Raw genomic sequence first — 21288 nt, 5'->3', positions numbered from 1 at the left:
GATTTTCATGACCTCTCTTTTGCTGCGCTTCAATGTCGGGCCACGCCTGGCTGCCGCCTTTACCGTGCTGATCCTACTGTCCGGGTTCATCGCCTTCATCGGCTATCGCGGGCTGACCTCTGCACGTGCGCTGGTGGATGCCCTGGTGCACCAGAACATGACCAAGATCCGCCTCTCCAACGACATGATGAATGCCAACTACGTCATCGCCGCGGAGCTACGCAACGTCGTGTTGCCGACCAGCAACGAAGACAATCTGAAATTCATCGCATCCATCAAGCAGGCACGCGCCGACTACGCGAAGGCGCACGATGCGCTGTATGCCATTCCGTCTTCGCCGCAGGGCATCGGCATCCGTACCGAGATCGACCGCCTCGGGCAGCCCGTGCGCGACTTGAACAACAAGGTCGTCGACCTGGTGATGTCTGGCCACAGCGATGAAGCATTGCCGCTGATGCTCACCCAGGCCGCACCTGCGATGCAGAAATGGCAGGACAAGATCGGCGAGAACATTGCCCTTCAGGACAAGCTCGCCTCCGAAGCAGCCGAAGTGGCGCTGCAGTCGATGGACGATTCGCGCAAGTTGCTGGTCGGCGGTTCGCTGCTGGTGGTAATGCTGAGCGGCACGCTGGGCTTGCTGATCACCCGCAGCCTCACCCGGCCACTCAGCCGCGCCACCCGCGCCGCCGAAGCGATTGCCGAGGGCAAGCTCGATAACGCCGTGCATAGCGATGCCGGCGACGAAACCGGCCGTCTGTTGCAGGCCATGGACACGATGCAGTCGCGGGTGCGCAACCTGATCACCGCCCAGCTGGACATGGCCAAGCGCCACGATGCCGGCCAGGTGAGCTTTCGCATGGATGCCGGCACGTTTCCGGGCGACTACGGCCGCATGGCCGGCGACACCAATGCACTGGTCGACAGCCACATCCAGGTCACCGCGCGCCTGGCGCAGATCATGGGCCGCTATGCGATCGGCGACCTCAGCGACGACATGGACGCCCTGCCCGGCGAACAGGCCAAACTCACTCAGACCATGGCGCAGGTCAAACACAACCTGGCCGCGATGAATCGGCAGATCAAGCAGCTGGCGCAGGCCGCTGCGGCCGGCGACTTCAGTGCACGCGGCGACGCAGCGCAGTTCCAGTACGACTTCCGCATTATGGTCGAGAGCCTCAACCAGCTGATGGCCACTGCCGATGGCAGCCTGCAGGCGTTGTCGGGCATGTTGCAGGCCATTGCTGCGGGCGATCTCACTGCGCGTATGGATGGACAATTCCAGGGCGTGTTCGCGCAGATGCGCGACGATGCCAATGCCACGGTCACGCAACTGGCCGGTATCGTCGGGCACATCCAGACCTCGGCCGTCTCGATCAATGCGGCTGCCAGCGAAATTGCCGCCGGCAACAACGACCTGTCGCAGCGTACCGAACAGCAGGCCGCCAACCTGGAAGAAACCGCGGCCTCGATGGAAGAGCTCACCTCGACCGTGAAGCAGAATGCCGAAGGTGCACGCCAGGCCAATCAACTGGCGATCGGTGCGGCCAGCGTGGCCTCGCAAGGCGGCGAGGTCGTCGGCAAGGTCGTCGACACCATGGCTGGCATCCAGGCTTCGTCGAAGAAGATCGCCGACATCATCAGCGTCATCGACGGCATCGCCTTCCAGACCAAGATCCTGGCCTTGAATGCGGCAGTGGAAGCGGCACGTGCCGGCGAGCAAGGCCGCGGCTTTGCCGTGGTGGCCAGTGAAGTGCGCACGCTGGCGCAGCGTTCCTCGGCCGCCGCCAAGGAGATCAAGGATCTGATCGGCGACTCGGTGCAGCGCGTCACCGACGGCTCGCAGCTGGTGGACCAGGCGGGCCGCACCATGGCCGAAATCGTCTCGTCGGTGCAGCGCGTCACCGACATCATGGGCGAAATTTCCGCCGCCTCGCAGGAGCAATCGGCCGGCATCGAACAGGTCAACCTCACCGTGACGCAGATGGATGAAGCCACCCAACAGAACGCGGCCCTGGTGGAAGAAGCCACTGCCGCCGCGCGCGCGATGGAAGAACAGGCACAGCAACTCACCGAAGCGGTGGCGGTCTTCAAGGTCGATGCGAACGCGCCGGTGGCACGCAGGTTATCGGCCATCGCCGGCGCCGCGCGCCACCAGCGGCCGGCAGCGCGCCCGGTCGCACGTGCCGCCGTGGCCGCGGCGACACCGCAGCGCGTGGCAGTCAGTGCAACCACGTCGACCGTTGGCGATGGCAATTGGCAGGAGTTTTAAGCGGCGGCGCCGGAGCCCACCGGTCGCCGGCAGTGGCGGGCGACCGGCACAGACACCGGGATCGTGTTTGGTCCCTGTAGTGCAACCGGCCGCCTTGCGCATCGTCGCCCGATCGCAGCTGCCGATGCGCGTTTCACGCAACACCGTTGTCCAGCAACGCACACGTTTCGAGAGCCTTTGATCCGCGCTCCGCAGATCTTGTGGGCCGTTTCCCTTGCGAGGGGAAGCGGCCCTTTTTTTGGTGTCGTCCCGGGCACGACACACAAACCGCACGCACGATCTTCAGGCAGAACGTTGCGTCGACACCGAGGATAGGTGCGAACTCCGACTCCGGCTGCAAGCGCTCGGCGGCTGCGTAGCCATCGTATTGGCTGGCCAAGATTTCGCTGCGATCGGGCGGCAGCAAGGCGTGCTTTTCGCCCGCCTGACGCAACCGGTTGCTCCCCTCGTGGGCACTCCAAATTTCACCCGATATTTACAATCGCTAGCGATCAAGCGAGCGTTGTGAAACCGCTTTCAGCCACTGATTACTGAATGAAACGCCCAATTTTGTGCTGATTTCAACGGCAACAATCAATTTCGAGCATAAACGGCCGCTACCAAGCTCACGCATTCGTAACGCCCTCCCCCGTGCAAGGTCGATTCCTCATGCATTCCTTCAACCGCCTCTCGGTCGGTACGCGGCTCTCCGCACTGCTCACGCTGGTCATTGCCATCTCGCTGGGTCTGTTGGCCCTGACCATCTACCGCCAGTCCGCTGGCGATATCGAATCGCAGGTCAAGGCCGAGCTGCGCTCCAGCACCCGGCTGATGCAGCAGTCGGTGGCGATGTACGACGTCACCCTCAGCGAAGGCACCCAACGTTTGGGCAGCGTGTTCGACGACATGCTCCCGGCCGGGGCGCGCGAACTCGATAGCGCCAGCACGGTCACCATCGGCGAACAGAACACCCCGTCGCTGCGTGCCGGCAAGCAGGCCTTGAACCTCAATTTCGACGCCGTGGACCGCTTTGCCAAGGCGACCGGCGGCGTTGCCACGATCTTCGCCCGTACCGGCGACGACTTCGTGCGCATCACCACCTCGCTGCGTAACAAGCAGAACGAACGTGTCATCGGCACCCTGCTCGATCGCAAGGGCAAGGCCTACGCCGCCCTCTCGCAGGGCAAGAGCTTCACCGGCCAGGCGCAGCTGTTCGGCGAGCAATACATGACCCATTACCAGCCGCTGCGCGATGCCGCCGGCGAGGTCATCGGTGCGCTGTTCGTCGGGCGCAACTACACCCAAGGCCTGGCCGCGCTCAAGGCCCAGGTCAGCACCACCAAACTGGGCCAGGACGGCTATTTCGTCATCGTCGACATGGCGCCGGGCGATCACCAGGGCCAGATCATTGCGGCCCCGGCCGGCACCCCGGCCACGTTGGCGGCACTGGTGCCGGCCGAACAGCAGGCCCTGTTGCAGGCGGTGCTGGACGGCAAGCAGCCCAGCGCCAACCTGCAGCTGCGCGATGCCAAGGGCGCCAGCCAGGCGTTCGAAGTCACCGCACAGCGTTACGCGCCGTGGCAGTGGGCGGTGATCGGCGCGCAGCCGCGCAGCGCCATCGACGGCCCGCTGGATGCACTGATGGGCAGCATGCTGCTGTTCTCGTTGGTGGTGCTTGCACTGTGCATCGCGGTGGTGTTCATTGCCGCGCGCAAGATGGTCACCCGCCCGTTGCTGGCAGTGGAACGCGTGCTTGGCGACGTGGCGGCCGGCCGCCTGGACAACCCGATTGAAATCGACCGGCATGACGAACTCGGCCGCCTGCTGCTCAACGCGCGCACCATGCGCGATGACCTGCGCGCGCGCCTGGAACGCGACCACCTGATCGCCAGCGAAGCACTGCGCGTGCGCACCGCCTTGGACGACGTCAGCACCAATGTGATGATCGCCGACGCCGAGCGCCGCATCATCTACGTCAATCGCCCGCTGCAACGCATGCTGTCGGAAATGCAGGACGTCCTGCGGCACGACCTGCCCGATTTCGATGCCACCGCACTGGGCAATACCCGCATCGACCAGTTCCATCGCAATCCCGAGCACGCACGCCTGCTGGATCAACTCAAGAACGCGCACACCGCACAGATCGAAATCGGCGGCCGCATCGTGCAGGAAGTGGTCAGCCCGGTCGTGGCTGCCAACGGCGAGCGCATGGGCTACGTGGTCGAATGGAGCGACCGTACCCAGGAAGTGCAGGTGGAACAGGAAGTCGCGCACGTGGTGGAAGCCGCCGCGGCCGGCGACCTCAGCGAGCGGATCGACGTGCGCGGCAAGCAGGGCTTCCTGTTGCTGCTGGCCCAACAGCTCAACACGCTGCTGGACAACAACGCCGACGGCCTGTCGCGCGTCTCCGCCCTGCTCTCCTCGCTGTCGCAAGGCGACTTGACCGCACGCATGGACGGCGCGCTGCAGGGCGTCTTCGCCACCATCCGCGACGACGCCAACGCCACCGCCGACCAGCTGGCCGGCATCGTGCGTCGTATCAAGGACTCCTCGCTGACGATCAATTCGGCCGCCACCGAAATCGCCACCGGCAACGGCGACCTGTCGCGTCGCACCGAACAGCAGGCGGCCGCGCTGGAGGAAACCGCAGCCTCCATGGAAGAACTCACTGCCACCGTCAAGCAGAATGCCGACAATGCCGACCAGGCCAATCGTCTGGTGCTGGATGCTGCCGGTGTCGCGGCAAAGGGCGGCGACGTGGTGAACCGCGTGGTCACCACCATGGCCGACATCGACGCCTCGTCGAAAAAGATTGCCGAGATCATCAGCGTCATCGACGGCATCGCCTTCCAGACCAATATCCTCGCATTGAACGCGGCGGTGGAAGCGGCGCGCGCCGGCGAGCAGGGCCGTGGCTTTGCCGTGGTGGCCTCGGAGGTCCGCACGCTGGCACAGCGCTCGGCCGGCGCAGCCAAGGAGATCAAGCACCTGATCGAAGACTCGGTGACCCGCATCGGCAACGGTGCGGCACTGGCTTCCGAAGCCGGCAGCACCATGCAGCAGGTGGTGACCTCGGTGCAGCGCGTCACCGACATCATGGGCGAAATCACCAGCGCTTCGCGCGAACAGGCCGCAGGCATCACCCAGGTCAACCAGACCGTGACCCAGATGGACGAAACCACCCAGCAGAACGCTGCGCTGGTGGAAGAAGCCACCGCCGCCGCACGCTCGATGGAAGACCAGGCCGCGCAGCTGGTCGATGCGGTCGCAGTGTTCCGCCTGGAGCCGCAGGACCGCCTGAGCACCTTGCTGGCCAACGCACGCCACGCCTACAGCTGAGACGGCAACGGCGACGCATTGCAGCCTATTCACAGCGGTGAGGGCGCGGTGCCCTCGCCGCCCGCGGGATACGCCGTGAAGCCATCCATGGGGCTCGATGGCGGCATCCATGCCGCCAACGATCGCGCAAGCGGCCAGGACACCGCACCAAAGCGCTGGCTGGCGGTGTGTTGACGAGCGAGGAACACCGCGTCGGCGGATGTTGGCTGCCTTGAAACCCCTGCACACCGACCAAGGCGAATGGTCCTTGCCTGCCCACCGTCGCGGGACCCTTGGCGGCATGCATGCCGCCAGGGAGCTGACATGGACGTACTTGCAGCGTGTCCTGCGATGGTGGGCGGGCAAGGGCCTTGCAGCAAGCGCGAAGACGTCGTGGGCGCACCGCTCGCCGCAGGCGCCGTAGACCCGTCCATCGGTCCCGCAGGCAGCGAGGACACCGCCCCACACAGCTGTCTGGTGGCGCGGCTGAACAACGCGGACCGCGTCCGTGGCCTGCTGGTCGCTTGTCGAAACGCCGCACACCGACCAACGCGACTGGCACTTGCCCGCACAACCTCACGGGAGCACGCAGACGAGTTTCGTCAGCCGCCTTAAAGATTTGGCGTTGCCGCCGATATCAAGGCGACGCCAGGACAACCCGCCAGGCGCCTTCCCGCTTCCACTGTGCTTGTGCCCATGTCCCAAGGCGATACCTCAGAGCTGGACCACGACGCCGATCACCTCGCCGAAGGTGACGAGCGCTACCTGCTGCGCAACAAGCGGCAGATCCGTGGATTGCTGCGCCAGCTGCTCGACCAACGCGCCATCGTGACCATGCATGTGGCCGGCCGCGACATGGCCGTGCCCACCGCCGTGCTGGAAGTGGACGAAGACGACGACTGCGTGATCCTGGACGGCAGCCATAACGACGCCTCCAACCGCGCCATCGAAGGCGCCAAATACCTGCTGTGCTACGCCCAACTGGAACGGGTGAACATCCGCTTCCGCCTGGAAAAGGCCGAACGGATCGAGCGCGACATCCACGTCGCCTTCCGCGTCGACCTGCCTGCTGCGATGTACCACATGCAGCGGCGCGAATCGTACCGGCTGGAAACGCCGATCACCGATTCGCCCGTCTGCACCATCCGCCAGGAAGCCGCGCAGGGAAACGAGTTCAACCTGCAGCTGCGCGTGATCGACATCAGCAGCGGCGGCCTGGCGGTGTCGCTCACCGACGGCATGCCCTTGCTCGAACCGCAACGCACCTACCGCAACTGCATCCTGCAATTGCCCGACACCGCCCCGATCACGCTGCCGCTGACGGTATGCAGCCAGCACAAGCAGACCCTGCCCAACGGCAGCGAAGGCTTCCGGATCGGCATGCAGTTCAGCGACCTGCCGCGCGGCGCCGACGAAACCATCCAGCGCTACATTTTCCGTGTCGACCGCCAGCGCAATGCGCGCAAGAGCGGCGTGTTCTGAACCCTCATCTACCACGCGGGGCCGGCACCTAAAGTTGCCGCCTACCCCGCCGATGTTGCTAGGGCATCCCGCATCCGTCTCTGCTGCCGCAGTCCTGCCTAACCTGACACTTAGCCGCAACGCCCGGAGTTTCCATGAACGACAAAAGCACTGCCACCGGCACCGGTGGTGAATTCCTCAGCTTCGCCCTGGGCGAAGAACACTACGGCGTGGATATCCTGAAAGTGCAGGAAATCCGCGGCTACGATTCGGTCACCCGCCTGCCCGACGCGCCGGATTACATCAAGGGCGTGATCAACCTGCGCGGCACCATCGTGCCGGTGATCGACCTGCGCCTGAAGCTGCGCCTGAAAGAGGCGCGCTACGACGCCTTCACCGTGATGATCGTGCTCAACGTCGAAGACCGCGTGGTGGGCATCGTCGTGGACAGCGTGTCCGACGTGATTCCGCTCAACGACGACCAGATCCGCCCCACCCCCGAGTTCGGTGCATCGGTCGACACCCGCTTCATCTCCGGTATCGGCACCCAGGACGATCGCATGTTGATCCTGCTGGATATCGAAACCTTGCTCGACAGCACCGAGCTGGGTCAGCAGCTGGTAGAAGAAGCCGCCTGATTCAAACGGCTGCGTTGCCTCGCCTGCGGTCGCCGGAGAGGTGTAGAGGAATGCAGGAGCCGCCGTCTACGACAGGCGGCTACCAAACGACTGCCAAGCCGCCAGAAGGCGCGCGGTCGGCGCCCTGAATCCCGATGTCGCATGCGTGCACTCCGGCTTCTGCGCCCCCCGCCCACCTGATGGCTGATTTGCTCCGTTTCGGTAGCCGCTTTTGGGCGTATGTGGCATGTTCCTGCACCCACTGCACCGCTCCGGCGGCCGCAACGCGTCTGTGCAACCGCATCTACGACCATCGCGTGTCGGGATGCTCCCGACACGCGACGCACCACTCGATAGAACTGAGATAAAAATCACGTTTTCCGGATTCAAGTTGAACGGCGGCTAGCCGATAGCTGAATGAAGCCCGCGTCCACACAACGGGTCACCGTTCGACTTTTGATTTCTGGAGAATCCTATGAAGTTCCTGCTCTCGCTCCTCCCCGTCGCTGCTCTCGTGATCGTTGCTCCCACGCTGTCGGCCCAGTCGCAGGAAATGATTCCGCCGGAAATGGCGACGCGCTTCGTCGGCAAGGACGGCATGGTGTGCGGCAAGGTCGAAAAGGCCAAGTACGCGCAGAGCTCTGAAGGCGAACCCACCTTCCTGTACATGGGCGGCATGTTCCCGCGCCACACCTTCTCCGCACGCATCGACGGCGCCAACCGCGGCAAGTTCAGCTTCGCCCCGGAAACGCTCGAAGGTAAGGACGTCTGCGTCCTGGGCAAGATCCAGCGCGACAGTTCGCGCGCCGAAATCGAAGTCAGCTCCCCGGCCAGCCTGAAGCTCGCCACCATCAAGTAATCGCTTCGCACATCGCCACGCCCTCGCGCGTGGCGATGTGCTGTTGCGGCTATGCGAACTGACTTCTACGGGGAATCGTGTCAATGCAATGGATCAACAATCTGAAACTGATGCCCAAGCTGATGCTGGCGTTCGGCATCGTGCTGCTGATCATGCTCGTCCAGGGCGTCATCGCCTATTCGGGTCTGGCCTCGCTCAATAACGTCACCCGCGACCTGGCCGGCAACACCATGTCCAGCGTGCGCGAGGCAGGCGATCTGCGCGGCATGCTCGGCGAATACCGGAATGCGGCCTACCAGAACCTGGTGCGCGCCAGCGACTCGGTCAAGCAGGAAGCCAAGGTCCGCGCCAAGAGGCTCAATGGCGAGATCGAAGCCACCATCAAGGGCTACCTGCGCCTGATCGAAAGCCCGCAACAGAAGAAGCTGTTCGACGTGTTCGTGGCGGACTGGAAGAAGGCGTCGGCCTCCTATGCCAGCGTCGACGAAATGATGGAGCTGAACCTGCCCGACGACGCCATCGACACCTTCGTCGGCGAGACCCGTACCCTGCATAACAAGGCCAAGGATTCGCTGGCTGCCTTGATTGCCGAAGACAACCTGCTCGCGCAGGCTGCCAAGACCAAGGCCGAAAAGGTCCACGCCACCTCCGTCACGCTGACCCTGGTGGTGCTGTTGATCGGCATCGCCGGCGGCCTGGGCCTGGCCTTCCTGTTCGCCCGTTCCATCGTCAAGAGCATGCGCGGTGCGGTCACCACGGCCACCGAAATTGCCTGCGGCAAGCTGGACGGCCAGATCAACGTGCAGGGCCAGGACGAAGTAGGCGAATTGATGCGCTCCATGCAGCGCATGCAGCGCGACCTGAAGGAACGCATCGAACGCGACCAGGAGATTGCCGACGAAAACCTGCGCATCCGCACCGCGCTGGACAAGTCCTCGACCGGCACCTTCATCACCGATCCCGAGCGCGTGATGATCTACGCCAACGACGCCTTCAAGAAGATCGTGGCGCAGTACGAAAGCAGCATCCGCCTGGCATCGCCCGAATTCGACGCGAGCAAGGTCATCGGCCAGCACATCAGCTACCTGGGTTTGTCGGATGCGACCGTGCGCAAGGCCATTGCCGCACTGGAACGCGATGGCGTCACCAGCTTCGAAGAGCGTTTTGGCGAAGTGGTGCTGGCGCAGACCGTCACCTCCATCAAGAACGAACAGGGCGAGACCAGCGGCGAAGTCTGCGAATGGCGCGACCGCACCATCGAAGTGCAGGTGGAAGAAGAAGTGGCCCGCATCGTGCGCGCCGCCGCCAGCGGCGACATGAGCGGGCGTGTGGAAACCGACGGCAAGCAGGGCTTCTTCCTGCAGCTGGCGCAGCAGCTCAACGGCTTGCTGGATGCCAATGCAGGCAGCCTGGAGCAGATTTCGACCCTGCTGTCCGCACTGTCGCGCGGCGACCTGACCGTGCGCATGCATGGCGAGTTCAGCGGCGTGTTCGCGCAGATGCGTGACGATGCCAATGCCACCGCCGAGCAGCTGGCCGACATCGTCGGACGCATCAAGCTGTCGTCCACTGCGATCAATTCGGCCGCTGGCGAAATCGCGTCGGGCAACAGCGACCTGTCGCACCGCACCGAGCAGCAGGCCGCCAACCTGGAAGAAACCGCCGCCTCGATGGAGGAGCTCACCTCCACCGTCAAGCAGAATGCCGAAAGCGCCCGTCAGGCCAACCAGCTTGCCATCGGCGCCACCGGCGTTGCCTCGCAAGGCGGTGAAGTGGTGTCGCAGGTGGTCACCACCATGTCCGGCATCGAAGCCTCGTCCAAGAAGATCGCCGACATCATCAGCGTCATCGATGGCATCGCGTTCCAGACCAACATCCTGGCGTTGAATGCAGCAGTGGAAGCGGCACGTGCCGGCGAACAGGGTCGCGGTTTTGCCGTGGTGGCCTCCGAGGTGCGCACGCTGGCCCAGCGTTCGGCCGGTGCGGCGAAGGAGATCAAGGGCCTGATCGACGACTCCGTGCACAAGGTGGCCGAAGGCTCGGCACTGGTGCGCAAGGCGGGCGCCACCATGGCCGACATCGTGGCCAGCGTGCAGCGCGTGACCGACATCATGGGCGAGATCTCTGCCGCTTCGCAGGAGCAGTCGTCCGGGATCGAGCAGGTCAACCAGACCATCACCCAGATGGACGAAACCACCCAGCAGAACGCCGCGCTGGTGGAAGAAGCCACTGCCGCCGCCCGCTCGATGGAAGAGCAGGCAGGTCATCTGGCCGAAGCGGTGTCGGTGTTCAAGCTGGACGACTCGGCGACGCAGGCGCCGCAGAGTGCGCGCGTCCGGCCGATCGCCTCACGCCCGGTTGCGGTGAAAAGCGCCGCCAAGCCGGTGGCACGCGCAGCCGCAAGCGCGTCGCGGCCAGCCAAATCCCAGGCCGCGCTGGCCGACGGTAACTGGCAAGAGTTCTGATTCACCGCTGTCACCCAACGCCCCGGCATTGCCGGGGCGTTGTGCATTTGGGCCAGGCACCTGGGGTGATCCCCGTAGGTAGATGCCGGAACACCTGGCGGTCGTCCTTGCCCTCTGAGCGGCCCACCACCAGCCGCCGCCCCCATCGCACGCGCCAGCGAACCCAACCGCTTCCAATCCACGCATTGGCGCTTCAGTTGCGCGGCTCCGTGGCCGATATCCAGTTATAGCTCACGACGCGTATGGATATGACGACTACGATTCCCGCTTCAGACACACGCGAATTTGATTTCGGCGACCGCGACTTCAAGCGCGTCTGCGACCTGATCTACCAGCGTGTCGGCATCGCATTGGCGCCAGCCAAGCGCGACATGGTGTATGGCCGCCTGTCGCGTCGTCTGCGCGTGCTCGGCCTGCGCTCGTTCCGCGATTACCTCGACCAGCTCGAAGCCGGCAACGATGAAGAAGAATGGCAGGCGTTCACCAATGCGCTGACCACCAACCTGACCTCGTTCTTCCGCGAGCCGCACCATTTCGACAAGCTGCGCGAAGAACTGCAAAAGCGCGCCTCGCAGGCGCCGTTGAAGATCTGGTCGTGCGCCGCCTCCACCGGCGAGGAGCCCTACTCCATCGCCATCACCGCCTGCGAAGCCTTCGGCACGCTGACCCCGCCGGTGAGCATCGTGGCCACCGACGTCGACACCCAGGTCCTGGAAACCGCATCGCGCGGCGTCTATGCCATCGACCGCGTCGCCTCGCTGGATACGGCGATCAAGCGCAAGTACTTCCAGCGCGGCAGCGGCCCCAACGAAGGCAAATGCCGGGTCATTCCGGCGCTGCGCCAGCTCATCGAATACCGCCAGTTGAATCTGCTGGCGCCGCGTTACGACGTCGGCGGTCCGTATGCGGCACTGTTCTGCCGCAACGTGATGATCTACTTCGACAAGCCCACCCAGCGCGGCATCCTGTCGCGCCTGGTCAGCCACATGGGCGAGGACGGTTTGCTCTACACCGGGCACTCGGAGAATTACCTGCACGCGGCCGACCTGATCCAGCCGTGCGGGCGCACGCTGTATCGGCGCGCACCGCGCGCAGGAGCCTGAGCATGAGTACTGCCGTGCAAGTCGACGACGTCATGCGCTACCGCGATTCGCGGTTCCAGACCATTGCCGCCAAACTGCTGCCCACCCAATACCTGGTGGTGGACGACGACACCGCGTTGACGACCACCTTGGGATCGTGCGTTGCAGCCTGCCTGCGCGACCCGGTGCTCAAGATCGGTGGCATGAACCACTTTCTGTTGCCCGAAGGCCAGGTCGGCGATGGCGCACCCACGCGCTACGGCAGTTATGCCATGGAGCTGCTGATCAACGACATGCTCAAGCGCGGCGCGCACCGCAAACGCATCGAAGCCAAGGTCTTTGGCGGCGCCAACGTGCTGAAGGGCTTCACTAGCAACCCGGTCGGCACCCGCAACGCCGAGTTCGTGCGCCAGTACCTGCAGGCCGAACATATTCCCATCATCGCTGAAGATCTGTGTGGCATCCATCCGCGCAAGGTATGGTTCTTCGCGACGACTGGCCGCGTCGTCGTGCAGCGTTTGCCGCACGCGCACGAAGCCGAAGTCGCCGCCACCGAATCGGCCGTGCGCGCCCGTCTGTCCAAAGCACCGGTTACCGGTGGAGTGGAGTTGTTCGAATGACGTTGGAAACTCCTGTGCGTGTATTGATCGTCGACGATTCGGCGGTCGTGCGTCAGATGCTCACCGAAATCTTGTCGCGCGACGCCGGCATCGAAGTGGTCGGCTCGGCCGCCGACCCGTTGCTGGCGCGCGAAAAGATCAAGCGCCTCAATCCGGACGTCATTACGCTGGATGTGGAAATGCCGCGCATGGACGGCCTGGTGTTTCTGGAAAACCTGATGCGCCTGCGCCCCACCCCGGTGGTGATGATTTCGTCGCTGACCGAGCGCGGCGCCGACACCACCTTGCAGGCCCTGTCGCTGGGCGCCGTGGACTTCGTGTCCAAGCCCAAGATCGACGTCGCACGCGGGCTGGAAGGCTATGCCGAAGAGATCGTCAGCAAGGTCAAGATGGCCGCCAAAGCCAAGGTCAGCGCACTCAATCGCCCGAGCGCGCCCAAAGTCACGCTGGATATGCAATCGGCACCGGTGGCCGGCAGCGCGCTGCGCTTTCGCACCACCGACCGCCTGATCGCCATCGGCGCCTCGGCCGGCGGGACCGAAGCGCTGCGCGTGGTGCTCGAACACATGCCTGCCGATGCGCCCGCGGTGGTGATGACCCAGCATCTGCCCGCCAGCTTCAGCACCGCATTCGCCGAGCGCCTCAACCGCCATTCGGCCATGTCGGTGCGCGAAGCCACCGATGGCGAGGCGATCCTGCCGGGTCATGCGTATCTACCGCCGGGTGGCCAGCATCTGCGCATCATTCGCGACGGTGCGCGTTGGCGCTGCCGCATCGACGATGGTCCGCCGGTCAATCGCCACAAGCCGGCAGTGGACGTGCTGTTTCGTTCCGTTGCCGCCAATGCCGGGCCGAATGCGGTGGGCGCCATCCTCACCGGCATGGGCGACGACGGCGCGCGCGGCCTGCTGGAAATGCTGCAGGCCGGCGCGCCGACACTGGTGCAGGACGAAGCCAGCAGCGTGGTCTGGGGCATGCCAGGTGCAGCGTACAAACTTGGCGCCGCACAGGAAGTGGTGCCGTTGGACCGCGTGGCCGAGCGCTTGCTCGCATTGTCGGCGCAGGCGCGCTGACCCGGCATGGCCGCGCATCCCTCGCACCCGACCAACCCAACGCTTCCTCCAGGAAGCGCGGCGGGCGCTGGCGTGGATGCAGCGATGGACCGCACGCCGCTGACGTCCGAGCCGATCCATGCCAACGTACCAAGCGCGGTGCAGATCAGGCCCGGCCCGGTCACCGCCGGCATGGCCAAGGACGGCGAGCAACCCGAGCAGCGCCGTGCGCGCCTGCTCGCAGAAGCACTCGATGGCAGTAGCAGCGCCATCCTTATCTGCGACCTGCAATCGCGGCTGCTGTACGCCAACGACGGCTTCCAGCGCATGTTCGGCTACACCGAAGCCGAGCTGGTCGGTCTGCGTCCCTCCGATGTCTTGACCCGCGCGCAAAGCGACCAAAACGAGGTTGCCCGCGTTCGCGATCGCGCAGACGCCTTGCAGCACACGCGTGCCGACTTGCTGGTCTATCGCAAGGACGGCACTCCGCTGTGGATCTCGCTCAACTTCAACCCGATCTACGACACCAACAATGCTCCCTCGCATTACGTGGCGGTATTGACCGACATCACCGACACCAAGATGCACGAGGTATTGCAGCACCGCGTGCTGGAGGCCTTGGTGCAGGAACGCCCGTTGATCGAGGTGATGACCCTGATTTGCACCGAGGTCGAACGCATCGCACCGGACGTGCTGGCCACGGTGATGAGTGCGGACAATCAAGGTCGCCTGCATTCGCTGGCTGCGCCCAGCCTGCCGCCCGAATACGCCGATGCGGTCAACGGCTTGAAGATCGGCCCGGGCACAGGCGCCTGCGGCACCGCGGCCTGGCGCGGTCGCGCGGTGATGGTGGAAGACATCGCCACCGACCCCTTGTTCGAGCCGTATCGAGACACGCTCTTGCCATGGGGGCTGCGTGCCTGCTGGAGCACACCGATCCGCTCCAACAGCGCGCGCGTGCTCGGCACCTTTGCGCTGTACTACCGCAAGCCGCAACGTGCCGATGCCTGGCATATGCGGCTCACCGATTTGTGCCAGCAGCTGTGCACCTTGGCGCTGGAACGCGAGCAGATCCGCCAGCGCGTGCATCAACTGGCGTTCTACGACACGCTCACGGGCCTTCCCAACCGCATCATGTTCAGCGCCCGCGCCGAGCAGGCGCTGACGCAGGCCGAATACGCGGGCGAACCGGCCGCGTTGATGTTCATCAACATCGACCGCTTCAAGCTCATCAACGATAGCCAGGGTCACGCCGCAGGCGATGGCCTGTTGCGCGATATCGCCTTGCGCGTCAATGAGCAGGTCACCGCCACGGCAATGCTGGCGCGACTGTCCGGCGACGAGTTCGCGCTCGCGCTGCCGCAATGCAGCGCAGAGCAGGCCAGCGCCGCCGCCGAGCGGTTGCTGGTCAGCATCGCCAGCCCGCTGCCGGTCGGCCATATGACCGTGCATCCCTCGGCCAGTATCGGCGTGGCGATGTTTCCCGAAGATGGGCAGGACATCAATATCCTGCTGCGCCATGCCGACTTGGCGATGAATCGCGCCAAGAAGGAAGGCGGCGGGCGCTTTCGTTTCTTCAGTTCAGACATGAACCGCATGGCGCAAGAACGCGTTGCGCTGGAAGCAGAACTGCGCCAGGCCATCGACCGCAATCAGCTGCAACTGCACTACCAACCGCAGATGCACAGCGCCGCCCCGCACACGCTCTATGGCGTGGAAGCGCTGCTGCGCTGGAATCATCCGCAGTTGGGCGCAGTCTCGCCGGCGCGGTTCCTGCCCGTGGCCGAAGAGCAAGGCATGATGCCGCAGATCAACGCATGGGTCCTGCGCAGCGCGTGCCAGCAGGTTGCCGACTGGCGCCAGCGTGGCGTGCCGGTCGCACGCGTGTCGGTGAACCTGTCGGCGAGCGGTTTCGAAAGTCCGCGGATGCTGTCGGACCTGCTCCGGCTCATCGCCGAGATGGGCGTACAACCCTCCGACCTGACCCTGGAACTGACCGAAAGCGTGATGCTGTCCGGGCAACCAGGCGTGCTGGAAAACCTGCACGCCATTCGCGAAGCCGGCATCTCGCTGTCGCTGGACGATTTCGGCACCGGCTATTCCAGCCTGAGCCACCTGCATCGCCTGCCGATCGACGAACTCAAATTGGACATGAGCTTCGTGCGCGACATCGAACACAGCGAGGACGCGCGCGCGCTCACCACCTCCGTGCTGCGCATCGGCGAGCACCTGCGCAAGCACGTGGTCGCCGAAGGTGTGGAAAACGAAGCGCAGCGCCTGTTCCTGGCCGACCTGGGCTGCGAGGTGCTGCAGGGCTACCTGTTCTCGCGGCCCCTACCGGCCCCGGCACTGGAAGCCTGGCTGGGCACGCAACCGTAAACGCAACCGCCGCACGATCACAGCTTCGAACTCCGTTCCATCCAGGAAAGGCGGGCCACGACGTGGCAAGTCATGCGCCCCCTCATGCGGAGAGCAACGCAAGCGCTCCCCCGAAAGCGCCTCAAGCTCCCCGCCTGCGAGAAAGTGCTTCAAGCCCCTCGTCTGCGAGACAGTGCTTCAAGCCCCTCTCCCAGCGGGAGAGGGGTTGGGGTGAGGGTACGGTGGCGAAGCCAATCACACGTCAAACAGCACGTGGCCGCGCCCGAATTATCATCCCCCCCTGCGGGCACCCTCTCCTCCACAAAGGAGAACAAAGATCCCGGTGGAAAAGCGAAACATCATCCTGACAACTGCAGCGCTTCAGCCCTCTCCTAAGAGAGAGCGCTTCGCGCCCCTAGCCTACGAGAGAATGCTTCAAGCCCCTCTCCCAGCGGGAGAGGGGTTGGGGTGAGGGTACGGCCGACCACGCATGGCGCCGACGCCCTACCCTCATGCGCCCTGCGGGCACCGTCTCCTCCAGAAGGGAGGACAATGTCCCGACGGGAGAAGGGAAACATCAGCCTGACATCTGCAGCGCTTCAGCCCTCTCCTACGAGAGAGCGCTTTGAGCTCCTCCGCTGCGAGAGTCCTCCCTGCGAAAGAGAGTGCCTCAAGCTCCTCTCCTGTCCGCAAAATTGAGCAATTGCGAAGTAACCACGTCCCTCATCTAAGTCAGGCGAGGCCCCTGCCTCATCCCACACGCATTAATTCCACCTCGGCCTCGGCTACCGTCCGCTTCAACCAGCCCAGCAACTGCGCATTGACGAAGGCCGGGTTTTCCAGCGAGGCGATATGGCCTGCGTCCGGGATCAGCTCGTAATCGCAGCAGATGGCCTCGGCCATCATCCACACCTCTTCGGGCGGGCGCGGAATGTCCTCGGCGCCACCGAGCAGGAACGTGTTGGCCGGATCCAGTCCAGACAGGGCATCCAGTCGATCGGCTCGACCGAAGATCAGCCGGCCCAGTGGCACGACCGACGCGCGCAACTGCTCGGCCGACATCGCCGCCAGACGCTGCGCAAAGGCGGCCGGCAATGCCGATCCCAGATCGATGCCGGGGCGGAAGAAGATCGGAACGATCGCCTCGATCAGCGCAGGCGTCACCTGCCCGGCCGTGTCGATCGCATCAAGCAAGCCGAAATAGCGCGCACGCGTGGCGGCTGGCTCGGCACCCAGGAAGGTGTCCATCAACACCAGGCTGCGCACGCGCTCCGGCGCCATCAGGGCAAGCTCGGCGGCCCACATGCCGCCCACCGACAGGCCGACCACCGCGCACTGCGGCAACTTCAGTGCGTCCAGCAGGGCCAGCATGTGCCGGGCAAGATCGCCGATCTGCTGCGTGCCGTGCGGCAACGGGCCTGACTGCCCGTGTCCCCACAGCTCGGGAACGATGACCTGGTAGTGCTGCGATAGTGCCTGGATCTGCGGCTCCCACATCGCAGCGTCCCAAAGATAACTGTGGCCAAGCAAGACCGGGAAACCGCGGCCATGTTGCGTGTAATGCAGGGTTTGACCGGAGATTGTGCAAGTGGGCATGGGCATCAACGGGCAGTGGTGGAGCGGCGGGACTCTAGACCTGCCCACTTCAGATTTTTGTTGCAATGCCACAATCCAGTCAGCTGGTATTTGCTTTAACGCCGGGCATCGTGACCACAACGCGAAGCCATTGCCCGAAAAGCGAAATGCCCGGCAGTGCCGGGCATTTCGGGGGTAACAAACCTGCTGGAGGAATCAGGCGGCGACGGTCTCTGCCACGTTCTGATACTCCTGGATCTGATCGAAGTTCATGTAGCGATAGATCTGCTCGCCACTGGTCTTGATCACGCCCACATCGGCCATGTACTCCTCCTTGGTCGGAATGCGGCCCAGGCGCGAGCAGATTGCCGCCAGTTCCGCCGAGCCCAGGTACACATTGGTATTGCGGCCCAACCGGTTGGGGAAGTTACGCGTGGAGGTGGAGAACACCGTGGCGCCCTCGCGTGCCTGCGCCTGGTTGCCCATGCACAGCGAGCAGCCGGGCATTTCCATGCGCGCGCCGGCCGCGCCGAAGGTGCCGTAATGGCCTTCCTTGGTCAGCTCCGAAGCGTCCATCTTGGTCGGCGGTGCCACCCACAGGCGGGTCGGGATGTCGCGCTTGCCTTCCAGCAACTTGGCAGCGGCACGGAAGTGACCGATGTTGGTCATGCACGAACCGATGAACACTTCGTCGATCGCCGCACCGGCCACGTCCGACAGCGTCTTCACGTCGTCCGGGTCGTTCGGGCACGCCACGATCGGCTCATGGATATCGGCCAGGTCGATCTCGATGACCGCGGCGTATTCGGCGTCGGCATCGGGCTGCAGCAGCTGCGGGTCGGCCAGCCAGTCTTCCATCTTCTTGATGCGCCGGCCCAGCGTGCGCGCATCGGCGTAACCCTCGGCAATCATCCAGCGCAGCAGGGTGATGTTGCTGGTCAGGTATTCGATGATCGGCGCCTTGTCCAGGTGCACGGTGCAGCCGGCCGCCGAACGCTCGGCCGAGGCATCGGACAATTCGAACGCCTGCTCCACCTTCAGGTTCGGCAAACCTTCGATTTCGAGGATGCGGCCGGAGAAGATGTTCTTCTTGCCCTGCTTGGCCACGGTCAGCAGACCGTCCTTGATCGCGTACAGCGGGATCGCGTTGACCAGGTCACGCAAGGTCACGCCCGGCTGCATTTCACCCTTGAAGCGCACCAGCACGCTCTCGGGCATGTCCAGCGGCATCACACCGGTGGCCGCTGCGAACGCCACCAGGCCGGAGCCGGCCGGGAACGAGATGCCGATCGGGAAACGCGTGTGCGAGTCGCCGCCGGTGCCCACGGTGTCGGGCAGCAGCATGCGATTGAGCCAGCTGTGGATCACGCCGTCGCCCGGACGCAGCGACACGCCGCCACGGGTGGAGATGAACTCCGGCAGCGTGTGGTGGGTCTTGACGTCCACCGGCTTCGGGTAGGCAGCGGTGTGGCAGAACGACTGCATCACCAGGTCGGCCGAGAAGCCCAGGCAGGCCAGGTCCTTCAGCTCGTCGCGGGTCATCGGGCCAGTGGTGTCCTGCGAGCCCACCGAGGTCATCTTCGGCTCGCAATAGGTGCCCGGGCGCATGCCCTGGCCTTCCGGCAAGCCACAGGCGCGGCCGACCATCTTCTGCGCCAGCGAGAAACCCTTGCCGGTGTCCGGCGGGTCCATCGGCAGGCGGAACAGGTCCGAGGCCGGCAGGCCCAGGAACTCGCGCGCCTTGGCAGTCAGGCCACGGCCGACGATCAGCGGAATGCGGCCACCGGCACGCACTTCGTCGAACAGCACGTCCGACTTCATCGCGAACTCGGCGATCACCTGCCCGTTCTTCAGCGCCTTACCGTCATACGGACGCAGCTCGACCACATCGCCATGCTCCATCTGCGACACGTCCAGCTCGATCGGCAATGCGCCGGCGTCTTCCATGGTGTTGTAGAAGATCGGGGCGATCTTGCTACCCAGGCACACGCCGCCGAAGCGCTTGTTGGGGATGTACGGAATATCTTCGCCGGTCCACCACAGCACCGAGTTGGTCGCCGACTTGCGCGAAGAACCGGTACCGACCACGTCGCCCACGTAGGCGACCAGGTGGCCCTTGTCCTTGAGGTCGGCAATGGCCTGGATCGGACCGCGCTTGCCGTCTTCTTCCGGCTCGAACGCCGCGCCATCGCGCTTGTTCTTCAACATCGCCAGAGCATGCAGCGGGATGTCCGGACGGGTGGTCGCGTCCGGCGCCGGCGACAGGTCGTCGGTATTGGTTTCGCCCGGCACCTTGAATACGGTGACGGTCAGGCTCTGCGGCACTTCCGGCTTGCTGGTGAACCACTCGGCATCGGCCCAGCTCTGCAGCACCGCCTTGGCGTGCGCGTTGCCGGCTTGCGCCTTTTCCTGCACGTCGTGGAACGCATCGAACACCAGCAAGGTGTGCTTGAGCGCTTCGGCGGCGGTAGCGCCCAGCGCGGCGTTGTCCAGCAGGTCGATCAGCGGCTGGATGTTGTAGCCGCCCAGCATGGTGCCGAGCAGTTCGGTGGCGCGGGTCGGGCTGATCAGCGCGGTGGTCTCGGTGCCGAAGGCCACCGCGGCCAGGTACGAGGCCTTAACCTTGGCGGCATCGTCGACGCCGGCCGGTACGCGCTGGCTGAGCAGTTCGACCAGGAACTCCTCTTCGCCGGCAGGCGGCGCCTTGAGCAGCTCGATGACCTCGGCGGTCTGCTGCGCGGTCAGCGGCAGCGGCGGGATACCGAGCGCGGCGCGCTCTGCAACGTGGTGGCGATAGGCTTCCAACATGCGGGTTCTCCAAAAAAAACAGCGGTGAAGGTGATAAAGCGCGAAACGTGGATCAGGGTGCGGGTTTGGGAACGACGATCTTCAAACCCTTGAAGTAATCGCGGAAGAAGCCCTCGTCGCGGGTGATCAACCCGTCGCACTGGAGCATGGCGTGGGCGCCGATCAGGAAGTCGGCCACCACCCGCTCACGCTTGCCGCCGCGCGCGCGAAAGCGCTTGTTCATATGGCCGGCGCGGACTGCGGCCGCTTCCTGGGTGGCTTCGTAGCGCACGCCGATCGAGGCCAGGGTTTCCATCAGGTCGACCTGGGTGTCGAGCATGGCCAGCACCTCGGCCACCACCGCATCGCAGACCACCACTTCGTCGCGCGCCAGGGCGTCGCCGATGCAGACCTCCGACACTTCGCCATAGACCGGATCGCCGATCAGGATGTCCAGCAGGACCGAGGAATCCAGGGCGATCATGGGTCGAACGGGTCTCCGGGGGCGCGGCCACGGATGGCGCGCATGGCCTCGTCGGTGCTGGTCAGGCCGTCGACCAGCTTGAACTTGCCGCGCACCTTGCGCAGCGCCTCGCTGACATCCTTGCGCAAGATGATGCGCCCGCCGTCGAGTTCGATCTTCAACGTCGTGCCCTTGGTCAGGCCCAGGGCATCGCGCACGGCCTTTGGCAGCGTGATCTGTCCACGTTCGGCAACGGTGGCTTCCATGAGCATGCTCCAGAAAGTATGCACACATGATACGTACTTGCGCTGTCCTACTCAAGTTGGCAGATCGGCCTGGACACACCGTACGTACACACTGAATCGCTCAGAATGTGCGCCTAC

At 64.5% G+C, this 21288-nt stretch carries 14 protein-coding genes; 10 read left to right on the top strand and 4 right to left on the bottom strand.

What is annotated here, in order from left to right; translation table 11 throughout:
• The first annotated feature begins 7 nt into the window (after nt 1-7).
• The 10 genes from ACCQ03_RS06630 to ACCQ03_RS06585 all read left to right on the top strand — a co-directional run bounded on the left by ACCQ03_RS06630 (nt 8) and on the right by ACCQ03_RS06585 (nt 16101).
• Complete coding sequence (locus tag ACCQ03_RS06630; protein ID WP_209227389.1) at nt 8-2269, top strand: methyl-accepting chemotaxis protein; 2262 nt, start codon at nt 8-10, stop codon at nt 2267-2269.
• A gap of 648 nt (nt 2270-2917) precedes the next feature.
• Nucleotides 2918-5587, top strand: a complete 2670-nt coding sequence (locus ACCQ03_RS06625; RefSeq protein ID WP_150145931.1) for a methyl-accepting chemotaxis protein — start codon at nt 2918-2920, stop codon at nt 5585-5587.
• Between the two features lie 675 nt (nt 5588-6262).
• Complete coding sequence (locus ACCQ03_RS06620) at nt 6263-7048, top strand: flagellar brake protein (RefSeq protein WP_007963584.1); 786 nt, start codon at nt 6263-6265, stop codon at nt 7046-7048.
• A 134-nt stretch (nt 7049-7182) separates the two neighbouring features.
• A complete protein-coding gene (locus ACCQ03_RS06615; RefSeq protein ID WP_003486339.1) occupies nt 7183-7665 on the top strand; it encodes a chemotaxis protein CheW in 483 nt (160 codons plus the stop codon).
• A 454-nt stretch (nt 7666-8119) separates the two neighbouring features.
• The gene (locus tag ACCQ03_RS06610; protein WP_003486337.1) at nt 8120-8503 is read left to right on the top strand and encodes a hypothetical protein; all 384 of its coding nucleotides are present in this window, start codon (nt 8120-8122) and stop codon (nt 8501-8503) included.
• A gap of 83 nt (nt 8504-8586) precedes the next feature.
• Entirely contained in the window at nt 8587-10968 is a 2382-nt protein-coding gene (locus ACCQ03_RS06605; RefSeq protein ID WP_209227387.1) for a methyl-accepting chemotaxis protein, read from the top strand.
• A gap of 242 nt (nt 10969-11210) precedes the next feature.
• Nucleotides 11211-12071 carry a CheR family methyltransferase gene (locus ACCQ03_RS06600; RefSeq protein ID WP_209227385.1) on the top strand — a complete coding sequence of 287 codons (861 nt, stop codon included), beginning with the start codon at nt 11211-11213 and terminating at the stop codon, nt 12069-12071.
• A gap of 2 nt (nt 12072-12073) precedes the next feature.
• Nucleotides 12074-12670, top strand: coding sequence for a chemoreceptor glutamine deamidase CheD (cheD, locus tag ACCQ03_RS06595; RefSeq protein ID WP_003486330.1), 597 nt, complete (start codon nt 12074-12076; stop codon nt 12668-12670).
• The gene (locus tag ACCQ03_RS06590; protein ID WP_003486327.1) at nt 12667-13743 is read left to right on the top strand and encodes a protein-glutamate methylesterase/protein-glutamine glutaminase; all 1077 of its coding nucleotides are present in this window, start codon (nt 12667-12669) and stop codon (nt 13741-13743) included. The genes cheD and ACCQ03_RS06590 overlap by 4 nt, the downstream gene beginning before the upstream one ends.
• 72 nt (nt 13744-13815) lie before the next feature.
• Nucleotides 13816-16101, top strand: coding sequence for an EAL domain-containing protein (locus ACCQ03_RS06585; protein ID WP_057679013.1), 2286 nt, complete (start codon nt 13816-13818; stop codon nt 16099-16101).
• 729 nt (nt 16102-16830) lie between these two features.
• Here ACCQ03_RS06585 and ACCQ03_RS06580 read toward each other — a convergent pair.
• The 4 genes from ACCQ03_RS06580 to ACCQ03_RS06565 all read right to left on the bottom strand — a co-directional run bounded on the left by ACCQ03_RS06580 (nt 16831) and on the right by ACCQ03_RS06565 (nt 21171).
• Nucleotides 16831-17676, bottom strand: a complete 846-nt coding sequence (locus ACCQ03_RS06580) for an alpha/beta fold hydrolase (protein ID WP_057677670.1) — start codon at nt 17674-17676, stop codon at nt 16831-16833.
• Nucleotides 17677-17871: 195 nt separating this feature from the next.
• On the bottom strand, nt 17872-20463 hold the full coding sequence (gene acnB, locus ACCQ03_RS06575; protein ID WP_057677669.1) for a bifunctional aconitate hydratase 2/2-methylisocitrate dehydratase: 2592 nt from the start codon (nt 20461-20463) through the stop codon (nt 17872-17874).
• Nucleotides 20464-20515: 52 nt separating this feature from the next.
• A complete protein-coding gene (locus tag ACCQ03_RS06570; RefSeq protein WP_017155271.1) occupies nt 20516-20926 on the bottom strand; it encodes a type II toxin-antitoxin system VapC family toxin in 411 nt (136 codons plus the stop codon).
• A complete protein-coding gene (locus ACCQ03_RS06565) occupies nt 20923-21171 on the bottom strand; it encodes an AbrB/MazE/SpoVT family DNA-binding domain-containing protein (RefSeq protein WP_016903180.1) in 249 nt (82 codons plus the stop codon). Before ACCQ03_RS06565 ends, ACCQ03_RS06570 begins: the two co-directional genes overlap by 4 nt.
• Between the last annotated feature and the right edge of the window lie 117 nt (nt 21172-21288).

This window comes from Xanthomonas sp. NCPPB 3569, from assembly GCF_041475645.2.
GTDB classification, from domain to species: domain Bacteria; phylum Pseudomonadota; class Gammaproteobacteria; order Xanthomonadales; family Xanthomonadaceae; genus Xanthomonas; species Xanthomonas phaseoli.
This window is presented reverse-complemented; position numbering and strand designations above follow the sequence as displayed.